The sequence below is a fragment of the Rhodococcus sp. HNM0569 genome (assembly GCF_012726205.1).
Taxonomy (GTDB): domain Bacteria; phylum Actinomycetota; class Actinomycetes; order Mycobacteriales; family Mycobacteriaceae; genus Rhodococcus_F.
In genome coordinates, this window is record NZ_JAASAE010000008.1 from 113,527 (window position 1) to 139,765 (window position 26,239).

At 69.9% G+C, this 26,239-nt stretch carries 21 protein-coding genes; 12 read left to right on the forward strand and 9 right to left on the reverse strand.

All coding sequences use genetic code 11. The annotated features are described in order from the left end of the window. Nucleotides 1-20: 20 nt before the first annotated feature. The 3 genes from HCA44_RS13060 to HCA44_RS13070 all read left to right on the forward strand — a co-directional run bounded on the left by HCA44_RS13060 (nt 21) and on the right by HCA44_RS13070 (nt 3,817). Nucleotides 21-1,163, forward strand: a complete 1,143-nt coding sequence (locus HCA44_RS13060; RefSeq protein ID WP_169649002.1) for a phosphotransferase family protein — start codon at nt 21-23, stop codon at nt 1,161-1,163. Continuing rightward, nucleotides 1,160-2,296 (forward strand): hypothetical protein, encoded by a 1,137-nt coding sequence (locus HCA44_RS13065; protein ID WP_169649003.1) that lies wholly within the window; start codon nt 1,160-1,162, stop codon nt 2,294-2,296. Before HCA44_RS13060 ends, HCA44_RS13065 begins: the two co-directional genes overlap by 4 nt. A 78-nt stretch (nt 2,297-2,374) precedes the next feature. Beyond that, a complete protein-coding gene (locus tag HCA44_RS13070; protein ID WP_169649004.1) occupies nt 2,375-3,817 on the forward strand; it encodes an aldehyde dehydrogenase in 1,443 nt (480 codons plus the stop codon). 71 nt (nt 3,818-3,888) lie between these two features. Here HCA44_RS13070 and HCA44_RS13075 read toward each other — a convergent pair whose 3' ends face one another. The 4 genes from HCA44_RS13075 to HCA44_RS13090 form a co-directional block, all read right to left on the reverse strand. Beyond that, a complete protein-coding gene (locus tag HCA44_RS13075; protein ID WP_169649005.1) occupies nt 3,889-5,718 on the reverse strand; it encodes a phosphoenolpyruvate carboxykinase (GTP) in 1,830 nt (609 codons plus the stop codon). A gap of 322 nt (nt 5,719-6,040) precedes the next feature. After that, the gene (locus tag HCA44_RS13080) at nt 6,041-6,349 is read right to left on the reverse strand and encodes a DUF6802 family protein (RefSeq protein ID WP_169649006.1); all 309 of its coding nucleotides are present in this window, start codon (nt 6,347-6,349) and stop codon (nt 6,041-6,043) included. A gap of 132 nt (nt 6,350-6,481) precedes the next feature. Further along, nucleotides 6,482-7,861, reverse strand: coding sequence for a hypothetical protein (locus HCA44_RS13085; RefSeq protein WP_169649007.1), 1,380 nt, complete (start codon nt 7,859-7,861; stop codon nt 6,482-6,484). Then, nucleotides 7,810-8,688: a hypothetical protein gene (locus HCA44_RS13090; RefSeq protein ID WP_169649008.1), complete on the reverse strand. Its 879-nt coding sequence runs from the start codon at nt 8,686-8,688 to the stop codon at nt 7,810-7,812. Before HCA44_RS13090 ends, HCA44_RS13085 begins: the two co-directional genes overlap by 52 nt. Before the next feature lie 176 nt (nt 8,689-8,864). Between HCA44_RS13090 and trmB the strand changes: the two genes are divergently transcribed. Genes trmB through HCA44_RS13105 form a run of 3 tightly spaced genes read left to right on the forward strand, consistent with a single transcriptional unit; the run spans nt 8,865 to nt 13,439 of the window. Further along, entirely contained in the window at nt 8,865-9,623 is a 759-nt protein-coding gene (gene trmB / locus HCA44_RS13095) for a tRNA (guanosine(46)-N7)-methyltransferase TrmB (RefSeq protein ID WP_169649135.1), read from the forward strand. Further along, nucleotides 9,620-10,321, forward strand: a complete 702-nt coding sequence (locus HCA44_RS13100; protein WP_240945500.1) for an NYN domain-containing protein — start codon at nt 9,620-9,622, stop codon at nt 10,319-10,321. The genes trmB and HCA44_RS13100 overlap by 4 nt, the downstream gene beginning before the upstream one ends. A 10-nt stretch (nt 10,322-10,331) precedes the next feature. Then, a complete protein-coding gene (locus HCA44_RS13105) occupies nt 10,332-13,439 on the forward strand; it encodes an MMPL family transporter (protein WP_169649010.1) in 3,108 nt (1,035 codons plus the stop codon). A 10-nt stretch (nt 13,440-13,449) separates the two neighbouring features. On the opposite strand, the gene HCA44_RS13110 is transcribed toward HCA44_RS13105, so the two are convergent. Continuing rightward, the gene (locus HCA44_RS13110) at nt 13,450-14,097 is read right to left on the reverse strand and encodes a DUF1707 domain-containing protein (RefSeq protein WP_169649011.1); all 648 of its coding nucleotides are present in this window, start codon (nt 14,095-14,097) and stop codon (nt 13,450-13,452) included. Between the two features lie 61 nt (nt 14,098-14,158). After that, a complete protein-coding gene (locus HCA44_RS21185) occupies nt 14,159-14,608 on the reverse strand; it encodes a protease inhibitor I42 family protein (RefSeq protein WP_169649012.1) in 450 nt (149 codons plus the stop codon). A 165-nt stretch (nt 14,609-14,773) separates the two neighbouring features. On the opposite strand from HCA44_RS21185, the gene HCA44_RS13120 reads away from it, so the two are divergent. The 6 genes from HCA44_RS13120 (at nt 14,774) to HCA44_RS13145 (ending at nt 21,684) form a co-directional block, all read left to right on the forward strand. Then, nucleotides 14,774-16,228: an adenylate/guanylate cyclase domain-containing protein gene (locus HCA44_RS13120; RefSeq protein WP_169649137.1), complete on the forward strand. Its 1,455-nt coding sequence runs from the start codon at nt 14,774-14,776 to the stop codon at nt 16,226-16,228. Between the two features lie 120 nt (nt 16,229-16,348). Next, on the forward strand, nt 16,349-17,506 hold the full coding sequence (locus HCA44_RS13125) for a YbhN family protein (protein WP_169649139.1): 1,158 nt from the start codon (nt 16,349-16,351) through the stop codon (nt 17,504-17,506). Between the two features lie 158 nt (nt 17,507-17,664). Further along, a complete protein-coding gene (locus HCA44_RS13130) occupies nt 17,665-18,219 on the forward strand; it encodes a YceI family protein (RefSeq protein WP_169649013.1) in 555 nt (184 codons plus the stop codon). Nucleotides 18,220-18,392: 173 nt separating this feature from the next. Next, nucleotides 18,393-19,736, forward strand: coding sequence for an NADP-specific glutamate dehydrogenase (gene gdhA / locus HCA44_RS13135; protein ID WP_169649014.1), 1,344 nt, complete (start codon nt 18,393-18,395; stop codon nt 19,734-19,736). A gap of 32 nt (nt 19,737-19,768) precedes the next feature. After that, nucleotides 19,769-20,146, forward strand: coding sequence for a DUF3054 domain-containing protein (locus tag HCA44_RS13140; protein ID WP_169649015.1), 378 nt, complete (start codon nt 19,769-19,771; stop codon nt 20,144-20,146). A gap of 44 nt (nt 20,147-20,190) precedes the next feature. Continuing rightward, nucleotides 20,191-21,684: a peptide MFS transporter gene (locus HCA44_RS13145; RefSeq protein ID WP_169649016.1), complete on the forward strand. Its 1,494-nt coding sequence runs from the start codon at nt 20,191-20,193 to the stop codon at nt 21,682-21,684. 60 nt (nt 21,685-21,744) lie between these two features. On the opposite strand, the gene HCA44_RS13150 is transcribed toward HCA44_RS13145, so the two are convergent. The 3 genes from HCA44_RS13150 to HCA44_RS13160 all read right to left on the reverse strand — a co-directional run bounded on the left by HCA44_RS13150 (nt 21,745) and on the right by HCA44_RS13160 (nt 26,123). Continuing rightward, a complete protein-coding gene (locus HCA44_RS13150) occupies nt 21,745-22,485 on the reverse strand; it encodes a sulfite exporter TauE/SafE family protein (RefSeq protein WP_169649017.1) in 741 nt (246 codons plus the stop codon). Between the two features lie 32 nt (nt 22,486-22,517). Next, entirely contained in the window at nt 22,518-24,215 is a 1,698-nt protein-coding gene (locus HCA44_RS13155; protein WP_169649018.1) for an NTF2-like N-terminal transpeptidase domain-containing protein, read from the reverse strand. Nucleotides 24,216-24,320: 105 nt separating this feature from the next. Beyond that, on the reverse strand, nt 24,321-26,123 hold the full coding sequence (locus HCA44_RS13160; RefSeq protein WP_346764707.1) for a penicillin-binding transpeptidase domain-containing protein: 1,803 nt from the start codon (nt 26,121-26,123) through the stop codon (nt 24,321-24,323). Nucleotides 26,124-26,239: the final 116 nt, after the last annotated feature.

Below are 26,239 nucleotides of genomic sequence, written 5' to 3' on the forward strand. Positions count from 1 at the left end.
GCATCGATCTGGGAGGTGACGTGAGCACGACACCCGCCGACCGAGAGCACTACGCGGAGGTCGCGCGTCCGAGCGTGTCGCAGCGTCATCCGGACGACCTGCGCCGCCGCCTCGAAGCGTGGCTCGCCACGCGCACCGACGCGCCCGTCGTCACCGACGTCCGACTGCCCGACACGAACGGCATGTCGAGCGAGACCGTGCTGTTCGACGCGCGGTGGGACGGCACCGACCACCCGCTCGTCGCGCGCGTCGCGCCCGCCGAATCGACGGTGCCGGTGTTTCCGTCGTACGACCTGAACACCCAGTTCCGGGTGATGCGCGAGGTGGGCGCACGCACCAGCGTTCCGGTGCCGGACGTCTACTGGTCGGAAGACGATCCCGAGCATCTCGGTGCTCCGTTCTTCGTCATGGCCCGTGCCGACGGGATCACGCCGCCCGACGTCATGCCCTACAACTTCGGTTCGTGGGTCAGCGAGGCCGACGACGACGCTCGTCGCGATCTGCAGGACGCGTCGGTACGGGTCCTCGCCGACCTGCACGCGATCGCCGATCCCGCCACGGCGTTCTCTTTCCTGCCCGGCGCCGATGCCGACGCCACCGCATCGCAGGCACTCGCGCGGCACGTGCGCGCCGAACGCGACTACTACGAGTGGACCACCCGCACGGGCCCGCGCTCGCCGCTGATCGAGCGCGGTTTCGACTGGATCGACGCGAACATGCCCGACGACACGACGCCCGCGGTGTTCTCGTGGGGAGACGCGCGGATCGGCAACATCATGTACCGCGATCATCGCCCGGTCGCGGTCCTCGACTGGGAGATGGCGACCTTCGGCCCGCGCGAGATGGATCTCGCGTGGATGATCTTCCTGCACAGGTTCTTCGAAGACCTCGCCGAGACTGCTGGACTCGACGGGCTGCCCGACTTCCTGCGGCTGCCCGATGTCGCCACCACATACACCGAGTACACGGGCCACGCACCGCGCAATCTCGAATTCCACGTCGCGTACGCCGCACTGCGGCACGCCACGATCATGCTCCGAATCCACACGCGCTCGGTGCATTTCGGGCAGGCCACCGCGCCCGCCGACACCGACGACGCGATCCTGCACCGCGCGAGTCTCGAAGAGATGCTCGCGGGCGACTACTGGGAGAAGCTGCGATGACCGGCCCGCTCTCGCCGATGGACGACCTGCCGATCCACCAGGTCGCCGAACCGGTGCGCCGCGTCGCGACATCCGACCGCAACTTCTACGATCGCTACTACTTCAACTGCTACCCGCTGCCCGCGTCCGGCGACGACCCCGAGTTCTTCCTCGTCGTCGGCATGGGGCAGTACCCCAATCTCGGCGTCACCGACGCGTTCGCGGTGCTGCGCCGCGGCGACGACCACGTCGTCGCCCGTGCCTCGGCAGCCCTCGGCGCCGACCGCTCGGCCACCACGGTCGGGCCGTTCCGCATCGAGATCCTCGAAGGGCTGCAACGGCTCCGGGTCGTCCTCGCGCCGGACGACGCACTCGGCCTGTCCGTCGATCTCACCTTCGACGGCAACGTCCCCGCGACGCTCGAACCGAGGCACTTCCGGCGCGAACTCGAGCGCGTCACTTTCGACACGATGCGCTTCGTGCAGACCGGCACGTGGACCGGCACGGTCACCCTCGACGGCACGAGCCTCGACGCACAGTCGCTGCGCGGCAACAGGGATCGCTCGTGGGGAGTGCGCCCGGTCGGCGAAGCCGAGCCGCCCGGCCGCCGCGCCGCCGGCGGCCCCGCGAACTTCTTCTGGATCTACTCGGTGATGCAGTTCGACGACTTCACGGTCTCGGTCGTGTTGCAGGAGGACGAACAGGGCAGGCGCCTCGTCGAGGAGGCCGTGCGCATCCCGCGCGACGGCGGCGAACCGGAATGGCTCGGACGTCCCGAGCACCGGCTCGAGTTCGCGCCGGGCACCCGGGACGTGACCGGCGCGTCGCTGTCCTTCCACCGGCCGACCGGCGAAACCGTCACCGTCGACGTCGCTCTCGTGCTGCCCAACTACATCGGCATCGGCACCGGCTACGGGCTCGAGGCCGACTGGCGGCACGGCATGTGGCAGGGCCCGCTCGTCGTGCAGGAGGTGCGGCGCGCCGTGGCCGACATCGACGCGACGCTCCGCATGTTCTGCCCGGTCGACAACATGGCTCGGTTCACCCTCCGCGACGGTGACGACACATTCGGCGGGACGGGCCTTTTCGAGGTGGCGGCGATCGGGCCACACGCGCCGTCCGGATTCGAGAGTTTCACCGACACGGCACCCTGACCAGCCACCCGCATCAACCGACCGACTCACCAACCGACCAAGCAATCGACCAAGCAATCGACAAGGGGATGGGAAGCGATGACCGACTACGACAAGCTCTACATCGGCGGCACATGGGCCGCACCGGCGGGCAGCGAGGTGCTCGAGGTGCGTTCGCCCGCCACCGGCGACGTCGTGGGCAGTTGCCGCGTCGCCACCGACGCCGACATCGACTCCGCAGTGGCGATCGCGCGCAGCACATTCGACGACAGCCCGTGGTCGCGCACCACGCACGCCGAGCGTGGCCAGATTCTCGCGAAGGCGGCCAAGCTGATCGAGGAGCGCAGCGAAAGCCTGTGCGCACTCATCTCCGCCGAGATGGGCCAGCCGCCGATGATGGTCAACATGATGCAGCAGACGCCTGCACTCGCGACGCTGAACTTCTACGCCGGCCTCGCGGACACGTTCGAGTGGGAGCAGACCCGCACCGGCGTGTTCGGGCAGACCCTCGTGGTGCGCGAGCCCGTCGGCGTCGTGGCCGCCGTCCTCGCCTGGAATGTGCCGCTGTTCCTCGCCGTCAACAAGCTCGCGCCCGCCTTGCTCGCCGGCTGCACCGTGCTGCTCAAGCCGGCTCCCGACGCGCCGCTCAGCACCCATGCCGTCGCCGAGATCTTCGCCGAGGCCGGCGTACCCGAAGGCGTCATCTCGGTGCTGCCCGGCGGTGCCGAGACCGGTGAGTACCTCGTGTCGCACCCCGACATCGACAAGATCACGTTCACCGGCAGCAGCGCCGTCGGCCGTCGTATCGGTGCGATCGCGGCGCAGAATCTCAAGCGCTGCTCGCTCGAGCTCGGCGGCAAGTCGGCCGCGATCATCCTCGAAGACGCCGACCTCGCGTCGACGATGCCGATGCTCGCGATGTCCGGCCTGATGAACACCGGCCAGGCCTGCGTCGCGCAGACCCGCATCCTGGCCCCGCGTGCGCGTTACGACGAGGTGGTGGACGCGCTCGTCGCGGCCGCGGGCCTGATGGCGGTCGGCGACCCGTCGGATCCGGCCACCCAGCTCGGACCGCTGATCAACGAGCGCCAGCGTGACCGCGTCGAGGAGTACATCGCGAAGGGCAAGTCCGAGGGCGCACGCGTCGTCCTCGGCGGCACGCGTCCGGAGGGCGACGGCTGGTACGTCACCCCCACGATCTTCGCCGACGTCGACAACACGATGACCATCGCGCGCGAAGAGATCTTCGGCCCCGTGCTGTCGGTCATCGCGTACGACTCGGAGGACGAGGCGATCAAGATCGCCAACGACTCCGACTACGGGCTCGCCGGCTCGGTGTACACGACGGACGTGCCGCACGGCATCGAGGTCGCGAAGAAGGTGCGTACCGGCACCTACGCGATCAACTGGTACGCCTTCGATCCGGGCTCGCCGTTCGGTGGCTACAAGAGCTCGGGCATCGGCCGCGAGAACGGACCCGAGGGCCTCGAGGCGTTCTGCGAGACCAAGTCGATCCTCATGCCTGCCGGATACACGATCTGACCTGGAAGAACACCTGAGAAGACGAATCGGGCCGCGGGTTTCCCCGCGGCCCGATCTTCGTTGTGAGGCGGTCAGCCCAGGCGCTGCTTGAGCGCCTCGAACTCGTCGCGCACCGCGGACGGCAGGCGATCGCCGAGGAACTCGAACCATTCCTCGATGCCCGGGATCTCGGCCTTCCACTCGTCGACGTCGACCGCGAGGGCCTCGTCGACATCGGCGGCGTCGACGTCGAGACCGTTCAGGTCGAGGTCGGCAGCGGTGGGCACGTAGCCGATGGGCGTGGTCTGCGCGCCGGCCTTGTGCTCGACACGGTCGACGATCCACTCCAGCACGCGCGAGTTCTCGCCGAAGCCGGGCCACAGGAACCGGCCGTCCTCGCCGCGGCGGAACCAGTTGACGTAGAAGATCTTGGGGAGCTTCTCGGCGTCGGCGTTCTTGCCCACGTTGATCCAGTGGTTGATGTAGTCGCCGGCGCTGTAGCCGATGAACGGCAGCATCGCCATCGGGTCGCGGCGGACGGTGCCCACCTTGCCCTCGGCCGCGGCGGTCTGCTCGGACGACAGCGTGGCGCCGAGGAAGGTGCCGTGCTGCCAGTCGAACGACTCGGCGACGAGCGGAACGGTGGTCTTGCGGCGGCCACCGAACAGGATCGCGGAGATCGGCACACCCTGCGGGTCGTCCCACTCGGGGGCGAGGATCGGGCACTGCGACATCGGCGTCGTGTACCGCGAGTTGGGATGCGCGGCCTTCTCGCCCGACTCGGGCGTCCAGTCGTTGCCCTTCCAGTCGATCAGGTGCTGCGGATCGCCCTCGAGGCCCTCCCACCAGACGTCGCCGTCGTCGGTGAGCGCGACGTTGGTGAACAGCGTGTTGCCGTCCTCCATCGTCTTCATCGCGTTCGGGTTGGACGCGTGGTTGGTGCCCGGTGCGACACCGAAGAAGCCGAACTCGGGGTTGACCGCGTACAGACGGCCGTCCTTGCCGAAGCGCATCCACGCGATGTCGTCGCCGAGGGTCTCCGCGCGCCAGCCCGGAACGGTGGGCTGGATCATCGCGAGATTGGTCTTGCCACATGCCGACGGGAACGCCGCCGCGATGTAGTACGCCTTGTCCTCCGGCGAGATGAGCTTGAGGATCAGCATGTGCTCGGCGAGCCAGCCCTCGTCGTGCGCCATGGCCGAGGCGATGCGCAGCGAGTAGCACTTCTTGCCGAGCAGCGCGTTGCCGCCGTAGCCGGAGCCGTAGCTCCAGATCTCACGGGTCTCCGGGAAGTGCGTGATGTACTTCGTGTCGTTGCAGGGCCACGGCACGTCCTGCTGGCCCTCGGCGAGCGGCGCGCCCACCGAGTGCAGCGCACGCACGAACGGGCGGTCCTTGCCCATCTTCGCGAGCGCGGCCTTGCCCATGCGGGTCATGATCTTCATCGACACGACGACGTACTCGGAGTCGGTGATCTCGACGCCGAGCTTCGGGTCGTCGGCACCGAGCGGACCCATGCAGAACGGGACGACGTACATGGTGCGTCCACGCATCGAGCCCCGGTAGAGGTCGGTCATGATCGACTTCATCTCGGCCGGGTCCATCCAGTTGTTGGTGGGGCCCGCGCCTTCTTCGGTCTCGGTGCAGATGTAGGTGCGCGATTCGACACGCGCCACGTCGGACGGATCGGACGTCGCGAGGAACGAGTTGGGTTTCTTCTCCTCGTTCAGTTTCGTGAACGTCCCGGCCTCGACGAGCTGCGTCGTGAGGCGCTCCCACTCTTCCTCGGACCCGTCCGCCCACACGACGCGGTCGGGCTGGGTGAGTTCAGCAACCTCTTGTACCCAGGCAAGCAGCTCACTGTGCTCCGTGGGGGGCGTGCCGTCAGTTCCGTTCAGACCGGGAATGGTCGCTGAGGTCATCAAACTCTCCTGGGGTGAGCCGGAATCGGAGTACGACGGACGGCCGCTGCCTAGGTCAGCGGATGCCGCGAGCTCCGATTTCCCCTCCTGGTCGGGGTCCAGCCTGGCCTCCTGCAACGACGGCTCGTCGCTACCGCACAGAAGACTCGGCGCCGGGTGTCCTATTCATAGAGGTTAACCCGGCTGCTCGCTGCTGCGGCAACCGGGTGCGTTCGGAATCGTGACTGTACTGATCCGATGCGTTCTTGTTAACCGTTCGGGACCCCGGAGTGTTCCGCGGGAGATGTCGGAGGCTCCTCCGGCGGCGAGGTCGGACGGTTCCTCAGGAGATGTCGAGTGACCCCTCGTCGATGCGATCCCAATGTGCGTTGCCCTGCGCGTCGCTGTGGAACTCCCACGCGTCGAACGCGCCGTCGTCCGCGAAGAACGTGATGCGGTCGGCGTCGCCGTCCCCGTCGACGTCGGTCGCCACCACCGTGGCGTGCTCGCCCTCGGCGACCACGCTGTCGAGCGCGCCGTCGCCGTCGATGTCGAGCGTGGGGTGGGTGAGGCCGACGACACCCGAGTCGGGACCGAAGTGTTCGGGATCGGCCGCGAGATCGGCGAGCAGGAAGTCGTCGGTGGTGGCCATCGGTCTCCCTCTCGCTGTTTCGGTGTGGCGTGCGCCCCGGTGTGGTCGTACCGATCCGGGAGCTTACCGAACAGTACGCTCCGTGCCCACCGATACCGGCACGGCGTGCCGCCGGGCGTGCCCCCCTGGTCGTCAGCCCGCGGCGAGCGTGTGCAGGTCGCGCTCGCACGCGGCGAGCTTGCCCGCACGCACCGACTCGAGCCTGCGCAGTTCGGCGTCGATCTCGGCGACGCGCGCCGACACCGAGCTCGCCTGCTCGCGCGCGGCATTCGTGACGCGGCCCGCGAGCGTCGCCTCCGCCTCGAGCAGACGCGCAAGCACCGCCTGCTCCCACTCCGACCGCGCGTGCGCCGACGAGTCGCCGACCCACTGCCGCAGGTGCGCGCGGTCGGCGAGGTGGCCGCGCGCTCGCGAGATCCACCATGCCGCCGACGCGCCGAGTGCGAGCGCGACGGGCATCGTCGCGAGGTCGAGCACCGGCACGAGGGACAGGGGCGACACCGCGAGCCTGCCGAGCCCGAACCCCGCGGACGCACCGACGGCGATCGTCAGCTTGTCCTCGACGCCGCGATGCCGCGGCTCGGGCGGCTCGGCCTCGGTCGGCGGCCGGCCGGACCCCGCGGCGGTCACGCCGAGTTCGGCGAGGCCCGCTGTGGCGGCGGCGTCGACGTCGACGGTCGCGTCGCGGACCAGCTCGTTCCATCGCTTCGGGAAACCCGCGAGTTCCGCGCGGTCGGCGCCGTCGATCTCGGCACGCGCGGTGGCCGCGAGGGTGCGGGCTCGCGCACCGACGTCGTGCAGCAAACGCACCTTCGCGATCTGGACACGGCTGCGCAGCGCCGTCGCGTGTTCCGAGCGCCCGGTGCCGCGGCCCGCGACGAGACCGCGCCGCTCGTCGCGCAGCGCCGCCGCGTCGGTGTCGGCCCGCACGTGCCGTGCCGCCCGCTCGATCGCGGCGCGCGTCGCGTCGACGACGTCGTCGACCGATCCGGGCAGGCACGCCAGGACCGCGGCGAGTACGCGTTCGACGGCCGAGTCGGTACTCAACGGGTGCAGCTCGACCTGCTCGAAGCGCGCGTCGTGCCCGGCGAGCAGAGCGCGGTCGCGTTCGGCGACGTCGCGCCAGTTCGCGTGCACCTCGGTGCGCGTCAGCACGAAGACGACGTCCGCCGGTGCGGGCGCGGCCGCGTCGAGAATCGACAGTTCTTCGCGGCCGAGCGGCGAGCCCCCGTCGAGTGCCATGACGACGACGTCCGCGCGGCCCGCGGTGTCGACGACCTCGACTCCCCGGCCACCTGCCGCATCGAGGTCGCGGCGCAACTCGTGCGTGAACGGCACCGGTGGCCCGGCGACGAACAGCCGGACGGCGCCGTCACCCCGCGCGAGCCTGCGCGCGGCGCGCGGATTCCATCTTTCGACGACGTCGAACACCGCAGGAGGCGGCACCGGTTCGAGGGCGGTCACCGCCCACGCACCCGGACCGACGGCGCGGGCGCGATGCGGTGCATCCACAGCCGCACCCGCTGACGCACGATCGCGTCGGCCGCCGACCGTGCCGACGCGTCCCGCGCACGCCACCATGCGGCCTGGCGCAGCGCCGCATCCGCTGTGCCGTCGTCGTAAGGCTCGTCACCCACGGACCCCCGCCCCAGCGCGTCGGTGTCGAATGCACCGCGTGCGTCGGCAGCCTCGAGTTCGACGGCGCTGTCGCCCGCCACGAAGGATTCGAGCGCGTCCCGCCCGGCCCGGGACGCGACGGCGCGGGCGCGCAGTTCCCGCACGATCCGCGCACCGCGTGCGGCGAGCGCGCGCCGGACTCGCACGTCGACGGCGGCAGCGACCGCGGAAAAGCCGGACTCGTGGCGCTCGGCGCTCGTGCCCGCCCCGCGGGCGTCGAGGGCGAAACCGGGAATTCCCACGTCGGCGCGGCACGCGTCGGCGGCGGCATCGGCCGCGGCACGATCGGGCATGGTGTCGACCTTGCCCAGCACCGTGATCGCGCCCGCGGGATCGAGCTTCCGCAGCGCGGCGCGGTCGGCGTCGCGCACACCGTCGACGAACACGTACACGACGACCTCGGCATCGAGCACGGGATCGGGCGCACCGGGTGCGTCGACCGGCGCGGCCACCTCGACGTGCGCGTCGCGGCGGGTTCCGAGCACGCGGGCGAGAGTCGTGCGCCCGACGCCCGCACGGCCTGCGATCTGGATCCGCACCGGGGCACGCAGCACGTGCGCGGCCTGCGCCGCGGCGTGCGCGTCGGCACCCGGCAAGGCAGCGGCGAGAGCGTCGAGTTCGCTCGCGGCCCGCTCGCACACGACGCCCACCGGCTCGCTCATCGCCGACTCCCCCTCTCGCACGTCCCGTGTCCCCCTGGCCCGTGTTCCGGGCCCTTTCGCGGTGAGATTGTGTCAGACCTGCCTCACGCGCGGAGCGTCACAGTGCCCGCCGACCAGGGAGTACCCGCCCGAAGTCTCGACCTCCGGTCGAGAGCTGCGTGTGAGAACTCGCGGCTATACGTGACAATGGTCCGGTGAACCACGCAGACCAGGAAACCCAGGCTCGACACGAGGGCGGGCCGAGCCCCGAATCTCGCGGCTCCCGCCTCTATCCCCGCGTCACGAGTTTCCGGTCGCGGCGAGGGTCGCTCACCGACGCACAGCAGGGCGCGTGGGACCGGTTGTGGCCCACGATCGGCGCCGACGTGTCGGACGACCGCCTCGACGCCGCCGAGTGGTTCGGGCGCGACGCGCCGCTGATCCTGGAGATCGGCTCCGGCACCGGCACCGCGACCGCCGCGATGGCGAAGGCCGAACCGCACGTCAACCTGCTCGCCGTCGAGGTGTACCGCCCGGGCATCGCACAGCTGCTGCAGCAGATCGAACGCGAGGACATCCGTAACATCCGCATCCTGCGGGGCGACGCAGTCGACGTGCTCGAGAACATGCTGCCGCCGGCGTCCCTCACGGGCGTGCGGGTGTTCTTCCCGGACCCGTGGCCCAAGGCACGCCACCACAAGCGGCGGCTGCTGCAGCCTGCGACGTTCGCGCTGATCGCCGACCGGCTGAAGGAGAGGGGCGTGCTGCACGTCGCCACCGACCACGCCGAATATGCCGAGGCCATCGCCGAGGCCGGCAATGCCGAGCCGCGCCTGACGACACTCGACTGGGAGTCGCCCATGACGCACGAACGTCCTGTCACGAAGTTCGAAGGCAAGGCGCGCGACGTCGGTCGCGGCGTCACCGAGCTGATCTGGGGCAGGATCGCCTCATGAGCGTGAGCGAACAGGTCGGCCCCGGGTACCCGCGCACCCCCGGGCTCCGCGACGAACCCGAATCGACGGCGCAGCGGGTGCTGCTGGTGTGGGACGCGCCCAATCTCGACATGGGTCTCGGGGCGATCCTCGGCGGCCGCCCCACCGCCGCGTACCGGCCGCGTTTCGACGCGCTCGGCCGCTGGCTCCTCGGCCGCACAGCCGAGATCGGGACGGCGACACTAACCGATCTCGAGCCCGAGGCCACCGTCTTCACCAACATCGCCCCTGGTAGCGCCGATGTCGTCCGTCCGTGGGTCGAAGCCTTGCGTAATGTGGGCTTCGCGGTGTTCGCCAAGCCGAAGGTCGACGAGGACAGCGATGTCGATTCCGACATGCTGGCCCACATCGAGCTGCGGCGTCGCGAAGGGCTGGCGGGCGTCATGGTGGCGTCGGCCGACGGTCAAGCGTTTCGCGAACCGTTGGAGGAGATCGCGGCAACCGGTATTCCGGTCCAGGTTCTGGGCTTCCGGGAGCACGCCAGCTGGGCGGTGACGTCCGATGTGATCGATTTCGTCGATCTCGAGGACATACCTGGCGTCTTCCGGGAGCCTTTGCCGCGGATCGGGCTCGACACGCTGCCTGACGAAGGCGCCTGGTTGCAGCCGTTCCGACCGCTGTCCGCCCTGCTCGTCGGGCGGAAAACTGCCGCCGAGTAGGAGTTGATCAGTGTTCGCCAGCTGGGGAAGCCTCGTCTACCGAGCTCGATTCACCGTCATCGGCGTCATGGTGGCGGCGCTGCTCGGGCTCGCTGCGTACGGCCTGTCCCTGCAGGATCATCTGAGCCAGAGCGGGTGGGACGATCCGGGCTCGGAGTCGGTGGCCGCCGCCAAGCTGGCGGACACCACCTTCGGACGCGACACGCAGGGCGACGTCCTCGCGATGTACAAGGCGCCCGACGGCAAGACCGTCGACGACCCGGACTTCCAGGCCCAGGTCTCGGAGAGCCTGACGCGCGTCGTCGAGGAGCATCCGGACAAGATCCTGAAGGCGAACGGCGGCTTCTTCGAGGTCGGTGACGCCCCCAAGCTCGCCGCGTTCGCGAGCCCGGACAAGCAGTACGGGATCGAGTCGATCGCGATCGCAGGCGACAACGACACGGAGGTCACGCAGAACTTCCGTGACGTCAAGGACGCCTTCTACGCGGACGGCCTCGACGTGCAGTTGGCGGGCCTGCAACCCGTCGCGGGCGCGCTCAACGACACGATGGCCGAGGACATCAGCCGCATGGAGATCCTCGCGATCCCCGCCGTCGGTATCCTGCTGTTCTTCGTGTTCGGCGGCGTCGTCGCGGCCGCGCTGCCGCTCGTGATCGGCGGGCTCACCGTCGTCGGTGCCAACGGCATCGTGCGGCTGTTCACCAACTTCACCGAGGTCAACTCGTTCGTCGCGCCCGTCGTGTCGCTCGTCGGCCTCGGTCTCGCGATCGACTACGGCCTGTTCATCGTCAGTCGCTTCCGCGAAGAGATCGCCGACGGCTACGACACACCTGCCGCGGTGCGCAGAGCCGTCATGACCGCGGGCCGCACCGTCGTGTTCTCGGCGACGATGATCGTCGCGAGCCTCGGCGGCCTGCTGCTGTTCCCGCAGGGCTTCCTCAAGTCGGTCGCCTACGGCGCGATCGCGACGGTCGGCCTCGCGGCACTCAGCTCGATCACGATCCTGCCCGCGCTGCTCGGCATCCTCGGCAAACGCGTCGACGCCCTCAGCTTCGACCGCGTCCGGCAGACCAAGAGCACCGAGGAGATCGAGTCGGGCGGCTGGGCCCGCATGACGCAGTGGGTCATGAAGAACCCGCTCAAGGTCACGATCCCGATCGTCATCGGCCTGCTGCTGCTCATCACGCCGCTCACCGGCATCAAGTTCGGCGGCATCAACGAGACCTATCTGCCGCCGGACAGCGACACCCGTGTCGCGCAGGAACAGTTCGACGAGATGTTCCCCGGCATGCGCACCGAGCCCGTCAAGCTCGTGGTGTCGAATGCCGACAACAAGGAGCTCAACCAGGTCATCCGCGAAGCGAGCGGCGCGCCCGGCCTGGTGGAACGGTTCAGTCCCGAGGGCACGTCCAAGGACGGCATCATCGTCCTGAAGGCGGGCCTCACCGACCGCAACGAGTCCGATTCGACGATCGAGTACCTGCGGTCCATGGACACGCCGGACGATGTCGAGGTGCTCGTCGGCGGCACCCCTGCCATCGAGCACGACAGCATCGCGGCGCTGCTCGAGCGGCTGCCGATGATGGTCGTCTTCGTCGTCGGCCTCACCACGATCCTGATGTTCCTCACGTTCGGATCGCTCGTACTGCCGATCAAGGCCGCATTGATGAGCGCGCTCGGCCTCGGCTCCACGCTCGGCATCCTCACGTGGGTCTTCGTCGACGGGCACGGCGCGAGCCTGCTGAACTTCACGCCAGGCCCCATCATGTCGCCGGTGCTCGTGCTCATCATCGCGATCGTCTACGGCCTGTCCACGGACTACGAGGTGTTCCTGCTCTCACGCATGGTCGAAGCGAGAGCCCAGGGCGCGAGTACCACCGAGGCCGTGCGGGTGGGCACTGCACACACCGGGCGCATCATCACCGCCGCCGCGCTCATCCTCATCGTCGTCACCGGCGCATTCGGTTTCTCCGAGCTCGTGATGATGAAGTACATCGCGTACGGCATGATCTCGGCACTCATCATCGACGCGACGCTCATCCGCATGGGTCTCGTGCCCGCCGTCATGAAGCTGCTCGGCGACGACTGCTGGTGGGCACCACGCTGGATGAAGCGCATCCAGCAGCGCATCGGTCTCGCCGAGCCGATCCTCGACAGCGAGCTGCTACCCGCGGACGTCCCCGAGCTCACACCCGTCGCGGCTCCGCCCGGGCCCGGCGCGGCGGCGCCCGCTCGCCGCAACGAACCGCTCACCGAACCGATCCCCCTCGCCGCCACCACGGGCGGCTCGAAGCAGGCCCAGGAAGCACGACGCCGCGCGACCCGCGCGGACACCGAGGCCCGACGGTCCGCGACCGGCAGGCCCGCACGTGCCCCCGAGGAACGTGCGCAGTTCGACGAGGCACCCGCCGAGCCAGCTGTTCCGCACTCGTCGGGGCCACACCCGTCGGGGCCGCAGTCCGGGGGGCCGCAGTCCGGGGGGCCGCAGCCGCCGGTGCCGAACGAGACCGCGAGCCCCGCGGGCCCGCCCACCGAGTCGCGGCCGATCGAGAGCTGGCTCGCCGACCTGCGGTCGACGACGGGCCACCGCGGAACGTCGGGTGGTCCGCACACCGATTCGACGCCCCGCCCCGTCCGCCGGGGTACCAACGGCACGAGCCCGAACGGCGCCGGCCACAACGGCACGACTCCGCACGCGCCCGGGCCGCGCAACGGATCCGTCGGCCCCACGAATGGCGGTGTCCCGAACGGCAGCGTCCCGAACGGCAGCGTCCCGAACGGTGCCGACGTCGCCCGCCCGCCGCTGCCGCGCCGCGAAGCCACCGCCGCGCCGGAGCGCAGGGTCGACGCCCCGCGGCCGGAACCACAGCGGCCGGAACCACAGCGGCCCGAACCACAGCGGCCCGAACCGGTGCGGCCGGACGCGCAGCACCCGGAACCGTCGTGGCCCGGTCACGACGAGCAGCCGTCGGCGCGTCAGGAGCCTGCCGACGAGCCGCGTCGACGCCGTCGCCGCGCGGCCGAACCGGAGGACGACGACCCGACCGGCAGGCACGCGTCGAACCCCAACGCAGTGAGCGTGAGCGAACTGCTCGCGCGACAGAAGCGGCAGCGCTGATACGGCCCCGTCAGCCGTGCATGAACCAGCGCATGCGCGTGCCGAACGGGTAGCGCGCGGTGACCGTGCCGAATCGGGTGCGGCCCGTGACGACGATGTGCAGCGGGCCGTACGGCGGGCCGGTGTTCACCTTGTTGTCGACGTTCGCACCGGTGGTCTCGATGCCGTTGAGATCGGCGGTGGCCTCGGGCGGCAGCACGAGTGACAGGGTGCCGAATGCGTCGTCGAGACGGATGCGGACCACCTGCGTCGTCATGACCGCACGGGTGAAGTCGAGCGAGACGTTCGACATGCGCGTGTCGATCGCGAACATCGGCGGCACCTGCCACTGGCCCTTGCGCGAGATGGTGGACATCCGGCCGCGGATCGTGGTGCCCGCAGGCTGAGCCGACGCGTCCGGGTACGGCCCGGCGGGAACGCCGCCCGGCTGCTGCTGCAGCGCGGCGTGCTCGTTCTGCAGGTATTCGGGCTGGATCGTCATGCCGGGGAGGTCGGCGAGAACCGCGTTGAGTTCGCCGCGGGTGCGCGCCGCGAGGGCGGTGTCCATCCGTTCGGTGAACTCGCCGAGCGACAACATGCCCTGCCCCACCGCGCGTTGCAGCAGTTCGCCGACGTGTTCGCGCTCGGCATCGGACACCCGCAGGTTCCTCGCTTCCATACGCACAACAATAGTGGCGCACCCGACACGCGTCGCCCCGATCGACGCGAGGCGTGCGCCGTCAGGACACGACGACGGCGATCGCGCGGGTCTCGGCGGGGGTCTGCTCCCACGGACGGGCGAGCGACGCCACCACCTCGTAGGTGCCCGGTTCCGTCGCGGTCAGCACGAAGACCCGCGTGCCGCCGCCCCCGACCGCGCCCGTCGACGAGTCTTCGTACTGCTCGTCCACCACTCGCACCGCGGCAGGCATGTCGGTGAGCGTCCACGAGTAGCCGGTGCCGGCACTCTCCGGCAGGCTCACGCGCGCCTGCCCGCCTGCCGCGAGCGACACGGTCTCCCCCGAACCGGCCGGCACCGCACTCTCGGCGGCGGTGTCGGGTACAGATGAGGGAATGTCCGAGTGGGTCGGAGGGGTCGAGTCGGTGCCTGCGCACCCGGCTGTCCCCGTCGCCGCGATCAGCAGGGCGGCGACGGCGAGTGCGCGGGGCCGGAGTCGGACTGACGGCACGTCGGAACTCTCTCGTCGAGCGTCTCCGCGTCACGGGGGCCGTGCGCGGACGGGCAAAGTGGGAACGGCATGAGCGTCGTGACCTCGGCCACCGCTAGATTGAACGCCGTGCGGAGATCATACCGAGCCATCGCGGTCACCATCCGCAGCCGATGGCCGTTGTACATGCTCTCCATGGCAGTCGCGAACCTGTTCGGCGCGCTGATGGTGTTCGCCTTCATCCGCTACGGCCTGCCCATCCCCGAGTCCGAGGCGATCATCGCGGATCACGTCCGCAATGTCGTCATCTTCGGCGCGTACCTGGCGGTCGCGGGCATCGTCAGCCTCACCGCGGCCGCGATGATGCTGCGCTCGGTGGTGCGCTGGCAGTTGCGCGGCGGCCCGCCACGCCGCAGCGAGCAGATGTCCGCACTGCACGCGCCGCTGCGCCAGGCGATCGTGCACCTCGCACTGTGGATCGGCGGCGGTGTCATCTTCACGCTGCTCACGGTCACCGAGATGCCGTCGCTCGCGATCGCGGTCGTCGTCACGGTGGGCATGGCGGCCACCACCACGTTCGGCTTCACCTACATGCTCGGCGAACGCATCCTGCGTCCCGTCGCGGCACAAGCGCTCAGCGAGGGCCAGTTCGACCGCACCATGGCGCCGGGCGTCGGTACGCGCATGGGCATGACGTGGGGCCTCGGCACGCTGATGCCGGTCATCGGCATCATCCTGCTGTGCGTCACGCAGCTCACCACCAACCTCGTGCTGTCGCCCGAGGCGCTCGCGTGGACGATCCTGCTCATCGCGCTGCTCACGGTCGTGCAGGCGTTCGCGCTGTCGATGCTCACCGCGAGCCAGATCTCCGACCCGATCCGCCAGCTGCGCCGGGCGATCGAACGCGTGCAGCGGGGTGCGACGGACGTGCGCGTCGAAGTCTTCGACGGCAGCGAGATCGGCCGGTTGCAGGTGGGCTTCAACCGGATGATGCGCGAATCCGACGAGCGCAAGCTGCTGCGCGAACTGTTCGGTCAACATGTCGGCGAGGACGTCGCGCGGCGGGCGTTGCAGTTCGGCACCGAGCTCGGCGGCGAGACACGCTTCGTCGCGGTGCTGTTCGTCGACATGGTCGGCTCGACGGGGGCCGCGGCCGAGAAGCCTCCGGGCGAGGTCGTCACGATGCTCAACGACTTCTTCCGCGTCGTCGTCGACGTCGTCGATCGGCACCACGGGTTCGTCAACAAGTTCATGGGCGACGCGGCGCTCGCGATCTTCGGCGCCCCGCTCGATCGGCCCGACGCGCCGACGGCCGCGCTCGCCGCGGCCCGCGAGCTGCGGTTCGCGCTCGCCGGCATCGTCGGCCTCGACATCGGTATCGGCGTCTCGGCGGGCCTCGCGGTGGCAGGCAACATCGGCGCGTCCGAGCGCTTCGAGTACACCGTGATCGGCGACCCGGTCAACGAGGCGTCCCGGCTCACCGAGCTCGCGAAACTCGAACCGAGCCGAGTCCTCGCGTCGACGAGCGCCCTCTACTTCGCCGACGAGGACGAACAGGCGCACTGGAATCTGGGCGACCGCGTGCAGCTTCGGGGCCGCAGCCGCGACACCCATCTCGCGTGGCCGATCGAGCATCCCTGACAGCACCCACCGCCCCGATGCGCGGGTAGCCATACGGGCGTTCGTTACGCTGGCCGGGTGGCTGCGCCCGGATCGGTTCCCGACCCCGTCGAGGATTCTCCCTCGACATCGCGGGCCCGACTGTTTCGTGTGAAGGGTTTCCGCTGGTCGTGGTTCCGGTGGGTACTCGTCGGTGCGCTCGTCGCGCTGCTCGCCGCCGAAGCCGCATACCTGTGGCCGACTCTGCACGAGTCGTGGCGTGCACTCACCGAGATCCACTGGGGGTGGGTCGCGGCGTGCATCGGCGTACAGCTCGTGTCGCTGGCCGGTTTCGGCGCGGTGCAGCAACGACTGCTCGCGGCGGGCGGGCTGCGGATCAGCCACCCGAAGTCGACCTCGGTCGTGTTCGCGAGCACCGCGATGGCGGTCACGCTGCCCGCGGGGCAGGTGTTCTCCACGGCGTTCACCTACAAACAGACCCGCAAGTGGGGTGCGACCCCCGTCGTCGCGTCGTGGCAGCTCGCGGTGTCCGGTGTCATCTCCACCGCGAGCCTCGCTGCGCTCGGCGGCATCGGCGCGATCGCCGTCGGCACGCGGGTGAGCCCGGTGACCCTGCTGCTCACCGCGGCGGGGGCGCTCGCCCTGTTCTTCCTGTTGCGCTACGTGTCGCAGAATCCCGATTCGCTCGACCGCGTCGGTCGCTGGGTCCTCGGCAGGTACAACGCGCTCCGCGGCAACGACCCCGACCACGGCATGGCGGCGTGGCATGCCGTACTCGAACAGCTCGAGTCGGTCGAACTGCGTCGACGCGACTCGGCGATCGCGTTCGGGTGGTCGGCGGTGCACCGCGTCGCCGACCTCGCATGCCTGGGCTTCGCGTGCTGGGCGATCGGCGCGCAGCCGTCGTTCGCGGGCCTGCTCATCTCGTTCGCCGCCGCGAAGGCCGTCGCGAGTGTGCCGCTCGCGCCCGGCGGTCTCGGCTTCGTCGACGGCGCACTCATCGCGACCCTCACGGCCGCGGGCACGACGGCGCCGCAGGCCCTGGCCGCGGTGTTCGTGTACCGCATCGCGAGCTACATCCTCGTCGCCGTCGCCGGGTGGCTCGTGTTCTTCGTGCTCTACCGCAGCACGCACCGTGACGACGAGGCGATCGAACTCGAGTACGGCCGCGGCGTCGAACCGTTCCCGCGGCGCAAGCGCACGCCGACGTCCGGGCGGCAGGACGTCCGGGACGTCCCGGACGAGTCGGCTCGGCACGACATCCGGGACGAGTCGTCGGGGATCCCCGCGACCGAATGACCCGCACTCGTCCGGCCTCCGTGCAGGCCGAGACGGCTGTGTGGCCCACATCACATCACCGTCGGGAAGCATCCCGGCGACGCCTCCGTTGCACGCAGTTGAAATTGAACGTTCAAGTACCGGCGGACTTTCGCCGGCCGTCGTCGCAGGAGAGCGTCATGACCACCGCCACCACCACCCTTCCGAACCTCACCCCCGGCACGTGGGCGATCGACCCGGTCCACTCGACCGTCGGCTTCTCGGTCCGCCACCTCGTGGTCAGCAAGGTCCGCGGCACGTTCAACGACTTCACCGGCGCGATCACCGTCGCCGAGGACGGCACCCCGTCCGTCACGGCCCGGATCGACGTCGACTCGATCGACACCAAGAACGCCGACCGCGATGCACACATCAAGTCGGCCGACTTCTTCCACGTCGAGGAGTTCCCCACCGCGACCTTCACGTCGACGTCGGTCACCCCCAAGGGTGACGACTACGTCCTGACCGGCGACTTCACGCTGCGCGGCGTCACGAAGCAGGTCGAACTGTCGCTCGAGTTCAACGGCGTCAACGCGGGAATGGGCCAGGGCCCGGTCGCCGGTTTCGAGGCCACCACGGTCCTCGACCGCAAGGACTTCGGCATCTCGATCGACATGCCTCTCGAAGGCGGCGGGGCGGTCGTCGGCGACAAGATCACAATCACTCTCGAGATCGAGGCACTTCAGCAGGCCTGACCTGCACATTCACGTCGACGGGGCGCGACCGGTTCCGGTCGCGCCCTGTCTCGTTACGGGTACCGGGGTGACCGCCGCGCACGATCGCTCCCTATAGTCGAAGTGTTAACGACGTGTTAACGGCTCAACAGCCGGAATAGGCGTGACAGCCGAGTGGAAGGTGGACCTACAGCATGACCGGGCGCGAATGGATCGAAGCGGTTTTCGAGCAGGTGCGCGCACGGAACGCCGGTGAGCCCGAGTTCCACCAGGCCGCAGCCGAGGTCTTCGACTCCCTGCGCATCGTCGTCGACCGGCACCCGCACTACGCCGAGTCCGGCCTCGTCGAGCGGCTGTGCGAGCCCGAACGGCAGATCATCTTCCGCGTGCCGTGGATGGACGACGACGGCAAGGTGCACGTCAACCGCGGTTTCCGCGTCCAGTTCAACAGCGCCCTCGGCCCGTACAAGGGCGGCCTGCGATTCCACCCGAGCGTCAACCTCGGCATCGTCAAATTCCTCGGCTTCGAGCAGATCTTCAAGAACTCGCTCACCGGCCTGCCCATCGGCGGCGGCAAGGGCGGCTCCGACTTCGACCCCAAGGGCCGTACCGACGCCGAGGTCATGCGCTTCTGCCAGTCGTTCATGACCGAGCTGCACCGCCACGTCGGCGAGTACACCGACGTCCCCGCGGGCGACATCGGTGTCGGCGCCCGCGAGATCGGCTACCTGTTCGGCCAGTACAAGCGCCTCACCAACTCGTACGAGTCGGGCGTGCTCACCGGCAAGGGCCTCGCGTGGGGCGGCTCGCAGGTGCGCACCGAGGCGACCGGCTACGGCCTCGCCTACTTCGTCGACGAGATGGCCCGCACCGCGCACGACGGCCTCGAGGGCCGCCGCGTCGTCGTGTCGGGCAGCGGCAACGTCGCGGTGCACGCGATCGAGAAGATGCAGCAGCTCGGTGCCCTCGTCGTGTCGTGCTCCGACTCGGGCGGCTACATCGTCGACGACAAGGGCATCGACCTCGAGATCGTCCGCGACATCAAGGAACGCCGCCGCGGCCGCATCTCCGAGTACGTCGACGCGGTGCCGAGCGCGTCCTACGTGGACGGCGGGTCGCTGTGGGACGTGCCGTGCGACGTCGCGCTGCCGTGCGCGACTCAGAACGAGCTCGACGAGGACGCCGCGAAGGTGCTGATCGGCAACGGCGTGCGCATCGTCGCCGAAGGCGCGAACATGCCCGCGACGCCGGGTGCGGTCACCGCCTTCCGCCAGTCGGGTGTCGCATTCGGCCCGGGCAAGGCCGCCAATGCGGGCGGTGTCGCGACGTCGGCCCTCGAGATGCAGCAGAACGCGTCGCGCGACTCGTGGTCGTTCGAGTACACCGATCAGCGGCTCGCGAAGATCATGGTCGGCATCCACGAGCGCACGATCGAGACCGCCGACGAGTACGGCATGCCGGGCGACTACGTGCACGGCGCGAACATCGCCGGCTTCGTCAAGGTCGCCGACGCGATGACCGCGCTCGGCGTCATCTGATCGTCCGGCCCGCAACGCCTAGGCTCGTCTTCGTGAACAAGCGCCTCCTCGCCTTCCTGCTCGACGTCGTCGTGATCGTGATCTTCGCGGCGATCGGCCGCCGCAGTCACGGCGAGGCGAACGCCCTCGTCGGGCTCGCGACCACCGCATGGCCGTTCCTGCTCGGCACCGTCGTCGGGTGGGGCGCGACGTTCGCGCTGTACCGCGACAAGTTCGACGCGCTGCGTGTCGTGCCCACCGGTGTGATCGTGTGGCTGTGCACGCTGGTGGTCGGGATGCTGGCGCGTGTCGTCGTCGGGCAGGGCACGGCCTTCAGCTTCGTGATCGTGGCGGCAGTGTTCACCGGGCTGTTCCTGATCGGCTGGCGCGCGGTGGCCGCCGCGTTCGCGCGCCGCCGCGCCACGCGGTAGCCGATCGTCCCCACCGGCACCGGGCGCGGTGGCACAGTTTTCCCATGCCCGATGCGAACTCTCCCCGCGAGCCCGAATCGCCGTCCGGCACCGGACCGGACGTCCGCGAACGCGGCTTCTTCGGCCAGCCCTGGGCGCTGACGCACCTGTTCGGAGTCGAGATGTGGGAACGTTTCTCGTTCTACGGGATGCAGGGCATCCTCATCTACTACCTCTACTACTCGGCGTCCGACGGCGGCCTCGGGATCAGCGAGGCGTCGGCCACGAGCATCGTCGGTGCGTACGGCGGCACCGTCTACCTGTCGACGATCCTCGGCGGCTGGATCGCCGACCGCGTCCTCGGCTCCGAGCGCACCCTCTTCTACAGCGCGATCCTCGTGATGGCGGGACATATCGCGCTGTCGGTGCTGCCCGGCGCGTGGGGCGTCGGGGTGGGCCTGGTGCTGGTCGCGTTCGGCAGCGGTGGCGTCAAGGCGAATGCGACCTCCCTCGTCGGCGACCTCTACGCGGCGGGCGACGAGCGCCGCGACGCCGGGTTCTCGCTGTTCTACATGGGCATCAACATCGGCGGGCTCGTCGGACCGCTGCTGACCGGGTGGGCGCAGAGCGAGATCGGCTTCCATGCGGGCTTCCTGCTCGCCGCGATCGGCATGGCGATCGGTCTCACGCAGTACGCGGTCGGTCGGAGGCAGTTGCACGGGGTGGGCTCGCACGTGCCCAACCCGCTCGCCGGCCGCGAACGCACCGTCGCGCTCGCGGTGGGCGCGGTTGCCGTCGTCGTCATCGCCGTCGCATGCCTGACCGGCCTGGTCACCGCGTCGAACATGTCGAGCGTCGTCGTGGTGCTCACCGTGATCGGCGCGGTCGTGCTGATCGCGGTGATGCTCACCAGCACGCGGGTGAGCAGCGACGAACGCAGTCGCGTGATCGCGTTCATCCCGATGTTCGTCGCGAGCGCCGCATTCTGGTCCCTGTTCCAACAGCAGTTCACGACCGTCGCGGTGTACGCCGACAAGCGGCTGAATCGCGACCTGTTCGGCTGGGACTTCCCGCCCACCTGGGTGCAGTCGATCAACCCGGTGTTCATCATCGTGTTCGCGGGCATCTTCGCGGCGTTGTGGACGCGGCTCGGGCCGCGTCAGCCGTCGTCGCCCATGAAGTTCGCGGGCGGCACCGTGGTGATGGGTCTCGCGTTCCTCGCGTTCGTGCCGATGTCCGGTGGCGGCGCCAACAGTGCGCCACTGCTCGGGCTCGCCGGCATCCTGCTCCTGTTCACGATCGCCGAGCTGCTGATCTCCCCTGTCGGGCTGTCGCTGTCGACGAAGCTCGCCCCGAAGGTCTTCCACACCCAGATGGTCGCGCTGTTCTTCCTGTCCGTCGCGCTCGGCACGTCGTTCGCAGGCACCCTCGCGGGCTACTACGACGAGGACAGCGAGGTCACCTACTTCGTCGTGGTCGGCGGCGCGTCGATCGTGGTGGGTGTGCTCATCGCGGTCGCGTCACCGTGGATCCGCCGCATGATGCGCGGCGTGCACTGACTTTCCGAGGCGCCACGACGTACCGTGCGCGAAAAAGGCGTACCTGGACTCGCGATGTGCTCACGAGGACAGCCACAGCCACGCCGCCAGCCCGAAGCCCGCGGCCGCGATCACCCAGCGCAGCAGCGTCGGCGGTACCCGCCTGACGAGTGGCGGACCGCTCCAGCCGCCTGCGAGCGCACCGACCGCCATCGCACCCGCCGCAGCCCAGTGCACCGGGCCGAACAGTGCGAAGCCGAGCGCCGCCACGAGGTTCGCGATCCCCAGCAGGAAACTCTTGAGGACGGTCGCGCGCCACACCGTCTCGGACGTGAAGATCAGCATCGCGGCCAGGAAGATGACCCCGGCGCCCGCACCGAAGTACCCGCCGTACACGGCGACCGCGAACAACACCACCAGGAACGAGCGAGGCAGTTCGCCGCCGCCCGCGAGGCGCCGGATGCGGGGCTGCACGAGCAGTGCGAGCGCCGCGAACGCCACGAGGAACGGCACGACCGCCTCGAACGAGCCTTCCGGTGCGACGAGGAGCAAGACCGCACCGACCACGCCGCCGGCCGCCGACACCACCGCCCACGGCACGAGCCGTGGACCGGTCGCGGCCACCTCGCGCGTCGAGTTCGCCAGCGCACCGACGCCGACCGCGACGAGCGCGACCGTGTTGGTGACGTTCGCCGCGACCGGCGAGAGCCCGACCGCGAGCAGCGCGGGATACGACACGATCGACGCGAGGCCCGTGACGAACCCGACCAGGCCCGCGAAATAGCCGGCGAGCACGAGAAAACCGAGGTCCAGCAGCGTCACGTCGTATCAACCTACCGGCGCGAGTGCTGCCGTCACGGTGCGGGCTTCGACAACTCCTGCATGAACTTGTCGGTCATCTGAACCGCGCGGTCGCCGCCGTCGGCGTTCTCGACGAAGACCGCGAACGCGAGGTCGCCGCGCACCCCGAAGTACCAGCGGTCGGTGTCGCGCTGCGCGCCGCCGCCCATCAGATCCGGGAAGGCGCGGAGCTGTTCGGGACCACGCGCGGCGCTCTCGCGCATCGCCGCCCGCAGCCGCTCGGTGACGTCCGGTGCGAGCGCGTCGGCCCGCACGTCGGTGGTGGCGGGTTGGTCCTGCACGATCCGCGGCTCGACCGGTGCGCCGCGTGCGATCGACGCGGCGAGTACCGCGAGGCCGAACGGCGTGACAGCCGGCAGGTCGTCGTCGCGCTGCGACATCGCCTGGTCCATGCCTTCGCGCGCGGACGTGAACTGCGCCGTCTTCTGTTCGAGACCGGGGATGTCGTAGTTGCGGCCGAGACCGAGACTGTGCCCGGTGACCTCGACGTCCTCGACCGACACGTCCTTCGGTTCGACGCCGCGCGACCACCCGGCCGCGCTGCGTACGAGGTCGAGGGAGTTGCCGGACGGCGTGGACCCGGTGAACGCGATGGGCCCCTTCTCGATGGCCTGGTTGTTCTGCGCGGCGGCGAGCACGGCCCCGGTCGACGGCTGGATCGCGACGACCGCGGCGGGGGTGCCCGCGGTGACGACGGCCTCGGTGGCCGCGAGTTGCACCCGGGTGTCGAGCGTGGTGCGGATGTCGGGGCCAGGCGGGCCCTGGAAGCCTGCCTCGGGGATGACGGTGCCGTCGGTGCCGACGGTGTGCACGGCCCAGCCTGCCGTCGCGTCGCGGTTGGCCTGCCACACCGTGCGGTAGGGGTCGACCAGCGGCGTCGAGATGCGTCGGTCGGCGGTGATGAGGGTGGGCGTGCGTTCGACGATCACGCCCGGCAGCGCGAACTTCTCGGGCCCGAGATAGTTGTAGTCCTGGTCGCGCAGCTTGACCGCCTCGACCTGTTCGCCCGGATGCGCGCGCATCTCGTTCGTCATGTACTCGGCGTTGATGATCGGCGCGACCGGCGCGAGCACGTCCGCGAGCCGACGCGTCGTGTCGGCGGGGTCGGGCATGGTGGCCGGGTCGAGTTTGATCGTGTTGATGATCTGCTCGTTCATGAGCACGCCGCCGCCCGCGTCGAGCACGGTGGGCGGCGCGGCGTCGGTGCGGTCGTAACGCACCGAGCGATCGCCTGTCAGGTTGGGGGCGACGACGGCCGGATCCCACGAGATTCGCCAGCCCACGGACAGATTGCGCAGGCTGCCCTGCACCTCGTACGCCCAGTCGCGGCCCGGACCGAAGTTCCAGTTCGCGCTCATCGTGAAGAAACTCGTCGTGGTGCCGAGGTCCATGAACTGGCTGACCTTGAAGGTCGCGTCCTTCGGGTCGAGCCCGTCGAACATCTGCCCGATCGCTTCCTTGGCGGCGTTCGGGTACGACGTCTGCTCGGCTGCCGCGTCGACGTCGCCCTCGTTGAGCGCGGAGACGAATGCGTCGGCGACCGACTGCGCGGTGGCGGTGTCCGGCTTGGCGGTCGCGACGCACGACGCGAGGACGACCGCGAGAACGGTGACCGAGACCGACACCAGTGCGAACACGTGACGGCGGCGAAGCCGTGATCGCGTGTTCCCCCGTTGCCGTCGGTACCCCATGGTGGCTATCTTGCTACCCCTCCCGTGCCGCGCGGGCGCGCTTTGCCTACGAAGATGTCACGGTTGAGCTACGACGAGCACACGACCGTGACCGCGCGATCCGCGTCATCTCAGGAACGACCCTGCTGCCTGCAGAGCGGGCCCCGAGCTGTCCGCGTCGGCCACGAAGACCGCGAACGCGAGATCGCCGGAGATGCCGACGAACCATCCGTGCGCCGAACCGGTTCCGTCCTCGGCGGTGCCGGTCTTGCCGAGCAGATCCGGGACGTCCCGAAGACTAGTCGCCGTTCCGCCCGTGACTGTTTCACGCATCATCGACCGCACGTCCGACAGCACGGCGGGGTCGACGGCGGGCGGCGTCTGGTCCGGTGTGCCGGGCTGACCGCGCAGCACCGTGGGTGCGGGCACCGAGCCGTGTGCGATCGACGCCGCGACGACGGCCATCCCGAACGGCGACGCGGTGACCTGCCCCTGACCGATCGCCGACTCGACGCGCGCGGCGGGCGTGTCGGCCGACGGCACCGAGCCCGTGACCGTCGTGAGTCCTGGCGTCACGAAATCGACACCGAGGCCGAGTTGCAGCGCGGTGTCGTGCAGCTGGTTCGGGGCCATCGACACGGCGAGCCGGCCCATCGTCGTGTTGCACGAGCGGGCGAACGCGGTGTGCAGCGGCACCTCGCCGAGATCGAACTCCTCGTCGTTGGGGATCTGCCTGCCCTCGATGTTCTCGGTGCCGGGGCACGGGAGGACGGTGTCGGGGGTGACGGCACCCGATTCGAGCGCGGCCGTCGTCGTGACCGTCTTGAACGTCGATCCCGGCGGGTAGAGCCCGGTGAGCGCCAGCGCACCCTGCGCATCGGCGGGCGCGTTCTGCGCGGCCGCGACCAGCTCGCCCGTCGACGGCCGCAGCGCGACGATCGCCGCGTCCTGCGGGATGCCCGCCAGTGCGGACTCCGCCTTGCTCTGCAGCTGCGCGTCGAACGTCGTCTCCGTGTCGGGGGCGGTTTCCGGGTCCGCACCGGCGACGGTCTCCGCCGTGCCGTCCGGCCCGACGAGTTGCACAGCCCAGCCCGCCGCCGCGTCGTTGTTGCGTTGCCAGTCCTCGACGAGCCCGCCGAACACGGGCGAGGTGAGCGACTTGTCCACCGTGAGCAGCCGGGTCTGCGGTACGAGCGTGACACCCGGCATCGCGCTCAGTGCCGGTTCGAGGGGTGCGAAGTCGTCGGCACGCAGTGTGATCGCGGTGGCGGGCGCATCCCGGTGCTCGGCCAGTTGCGTGCGCAGCGAGTCCGCCGTGATCGTCGGCGCGACGCCCTGGACCGTTGCGGCGAGCGCCGCGACATCGGCGGACTGGTCGTACTGCACGACCGTGACCGTCTGCTGCTCCATGAGCGGCTGCCCGGACGCGAAGCGCACCGCCGCGGGCGTGCCCTGGGTGGGCGTGTACCGCACCGCCGAGTCGGCCGTCAGCCCCGGTGCGAGCACCGCGGGATCCCAGTCGATGCGCCAGTCGTCGCCGTCCTCGACGACATCGGCGCGCGTCGTGTACGTCCATTCGCGCGGCGGGGTCTGCGGCGCGGGTTCGGCCTGTTGCTCCGGTTCGGCCTGATCCTCGGGCCGGGGCTCGTCGAAAGTCCACGCGACGTCGAAGTCGACGGTGCCGCCGCCGTCCGTCTCCGCCGGGTTCGCGGGCGTGAAGGTGCCGCCGTCGCCGAGGCCGTCGAACAATGCCGTGATCGCGTCGGTCGCAGCCTGCGGGTCGGTCGTCAGCGCGGCGGCCGCGGGCACGTCCTCGGCCGCGAGAGCATCCGCGAACTGCTGGGCGACGGTGTCCGGCTGGTCGGGTCCGCCCAGCCCACACGCGGTGAGCGTCGCGGCGAGCACGGTCACGAGGGTCACTGCCTTGATGCGCACGCTCTCGATGATGCCCGAGATCGCGGATGCGGGGGTGACGAGAAAATCCGTTGCCCGCGGCCCGCGGTGGTACTACCGTCGGACGTCGACAGTTCCCGAGTGTCAGGAGA

Excerpts from the sequence above, each read along its gene's own strand:
- HCA44_RS13065 (WP_169649003.1), top strand. The coding sequence starts at position 1,160 with ATGACCGGCCCGCTCTCGCCGATGGACGACCTGCCGATCCACCAGGTC.
- HCA44_RS13110 (WP_169649011.1), bottom strand. The coding sequence starts at position 14,097 with ATGGAAGCGAGGAACCTGCGGGTGTCCGATGCCGAGCGCGAACACGTC.
- HCA44_RS13120 (WP_169649137.1), top strand. The coding sequence starts at position 14,774 with ATGCTCTCCATGGCAGTCGCGAACCTGTTCGGCGCGCTGATGGTGTTC.
- HCA44_RS13100 (WP_240945500.1), top strand. The coding sequence starts at position 9,620 with ATGAGCGTGAGCGAACAGGTCGGCCCCGGGTACCCGCGCACCCCCGGG.
- HCA44_RS13070 (WP_169649004.1), top strand. The coding sequence starts at position 2,375 with ATGACCGACTACGACAAGCTCTACATCGGCGGCACATGGGCCGCACCG.
- HCA44_RS13075 (WP_169649005.1), bottom strand. The coding sequence starts at position 5,718 with ATGACCTCAGCGACCATTCCCGGTCTGAACGGAACTGACGGCACGCCC.
- HCA44_RS13145 (WP_169649016.1), top strand. The coding sequence starts at position 20,191 with ATGCCCGATGCGAACTCTCCCCGCGAGCCCGAATCGCCGTCCGGCACC.
- HCA44_RS13130 (WP_169649013.1), top strand. The coding sequence starts at position 17,665 with ATGACCACCGCCACCACCACCCTTCCGAACCTCACCCCCGGCACGTGG.
- HCA44_RS13090 (WP_169649008.1), bottom strand. The coding sequence starts at position 8,688 with ATGAGCGAGCCGGTGGGCGTCGTGTGCGAGCGGGCCGCGAGCGAACTC.
- HCA44_RS13155 (WP_169649018.1), bottom strand. The coding sequence starts at position 24,215 with ATGGGGTACCGACGGCAACGGGGGAACACGCGATCACGGCTTCGCCGC.
- gdhA (WP_169649014.1), top strand. The coding sequence starts at position 18,393 with ATGACCGGGCGCGAATGGATCGAAGCGGTTTTCGAGCAGGTGCGCGCA.
- HCA44_RS13080 (WP_169649006.1), bottom strand. The coding sequence starts at position 6,349 with ATGGCCACCACCGACGACTTCCTGCTCGCCGATCTCGCGGCCGATCCC.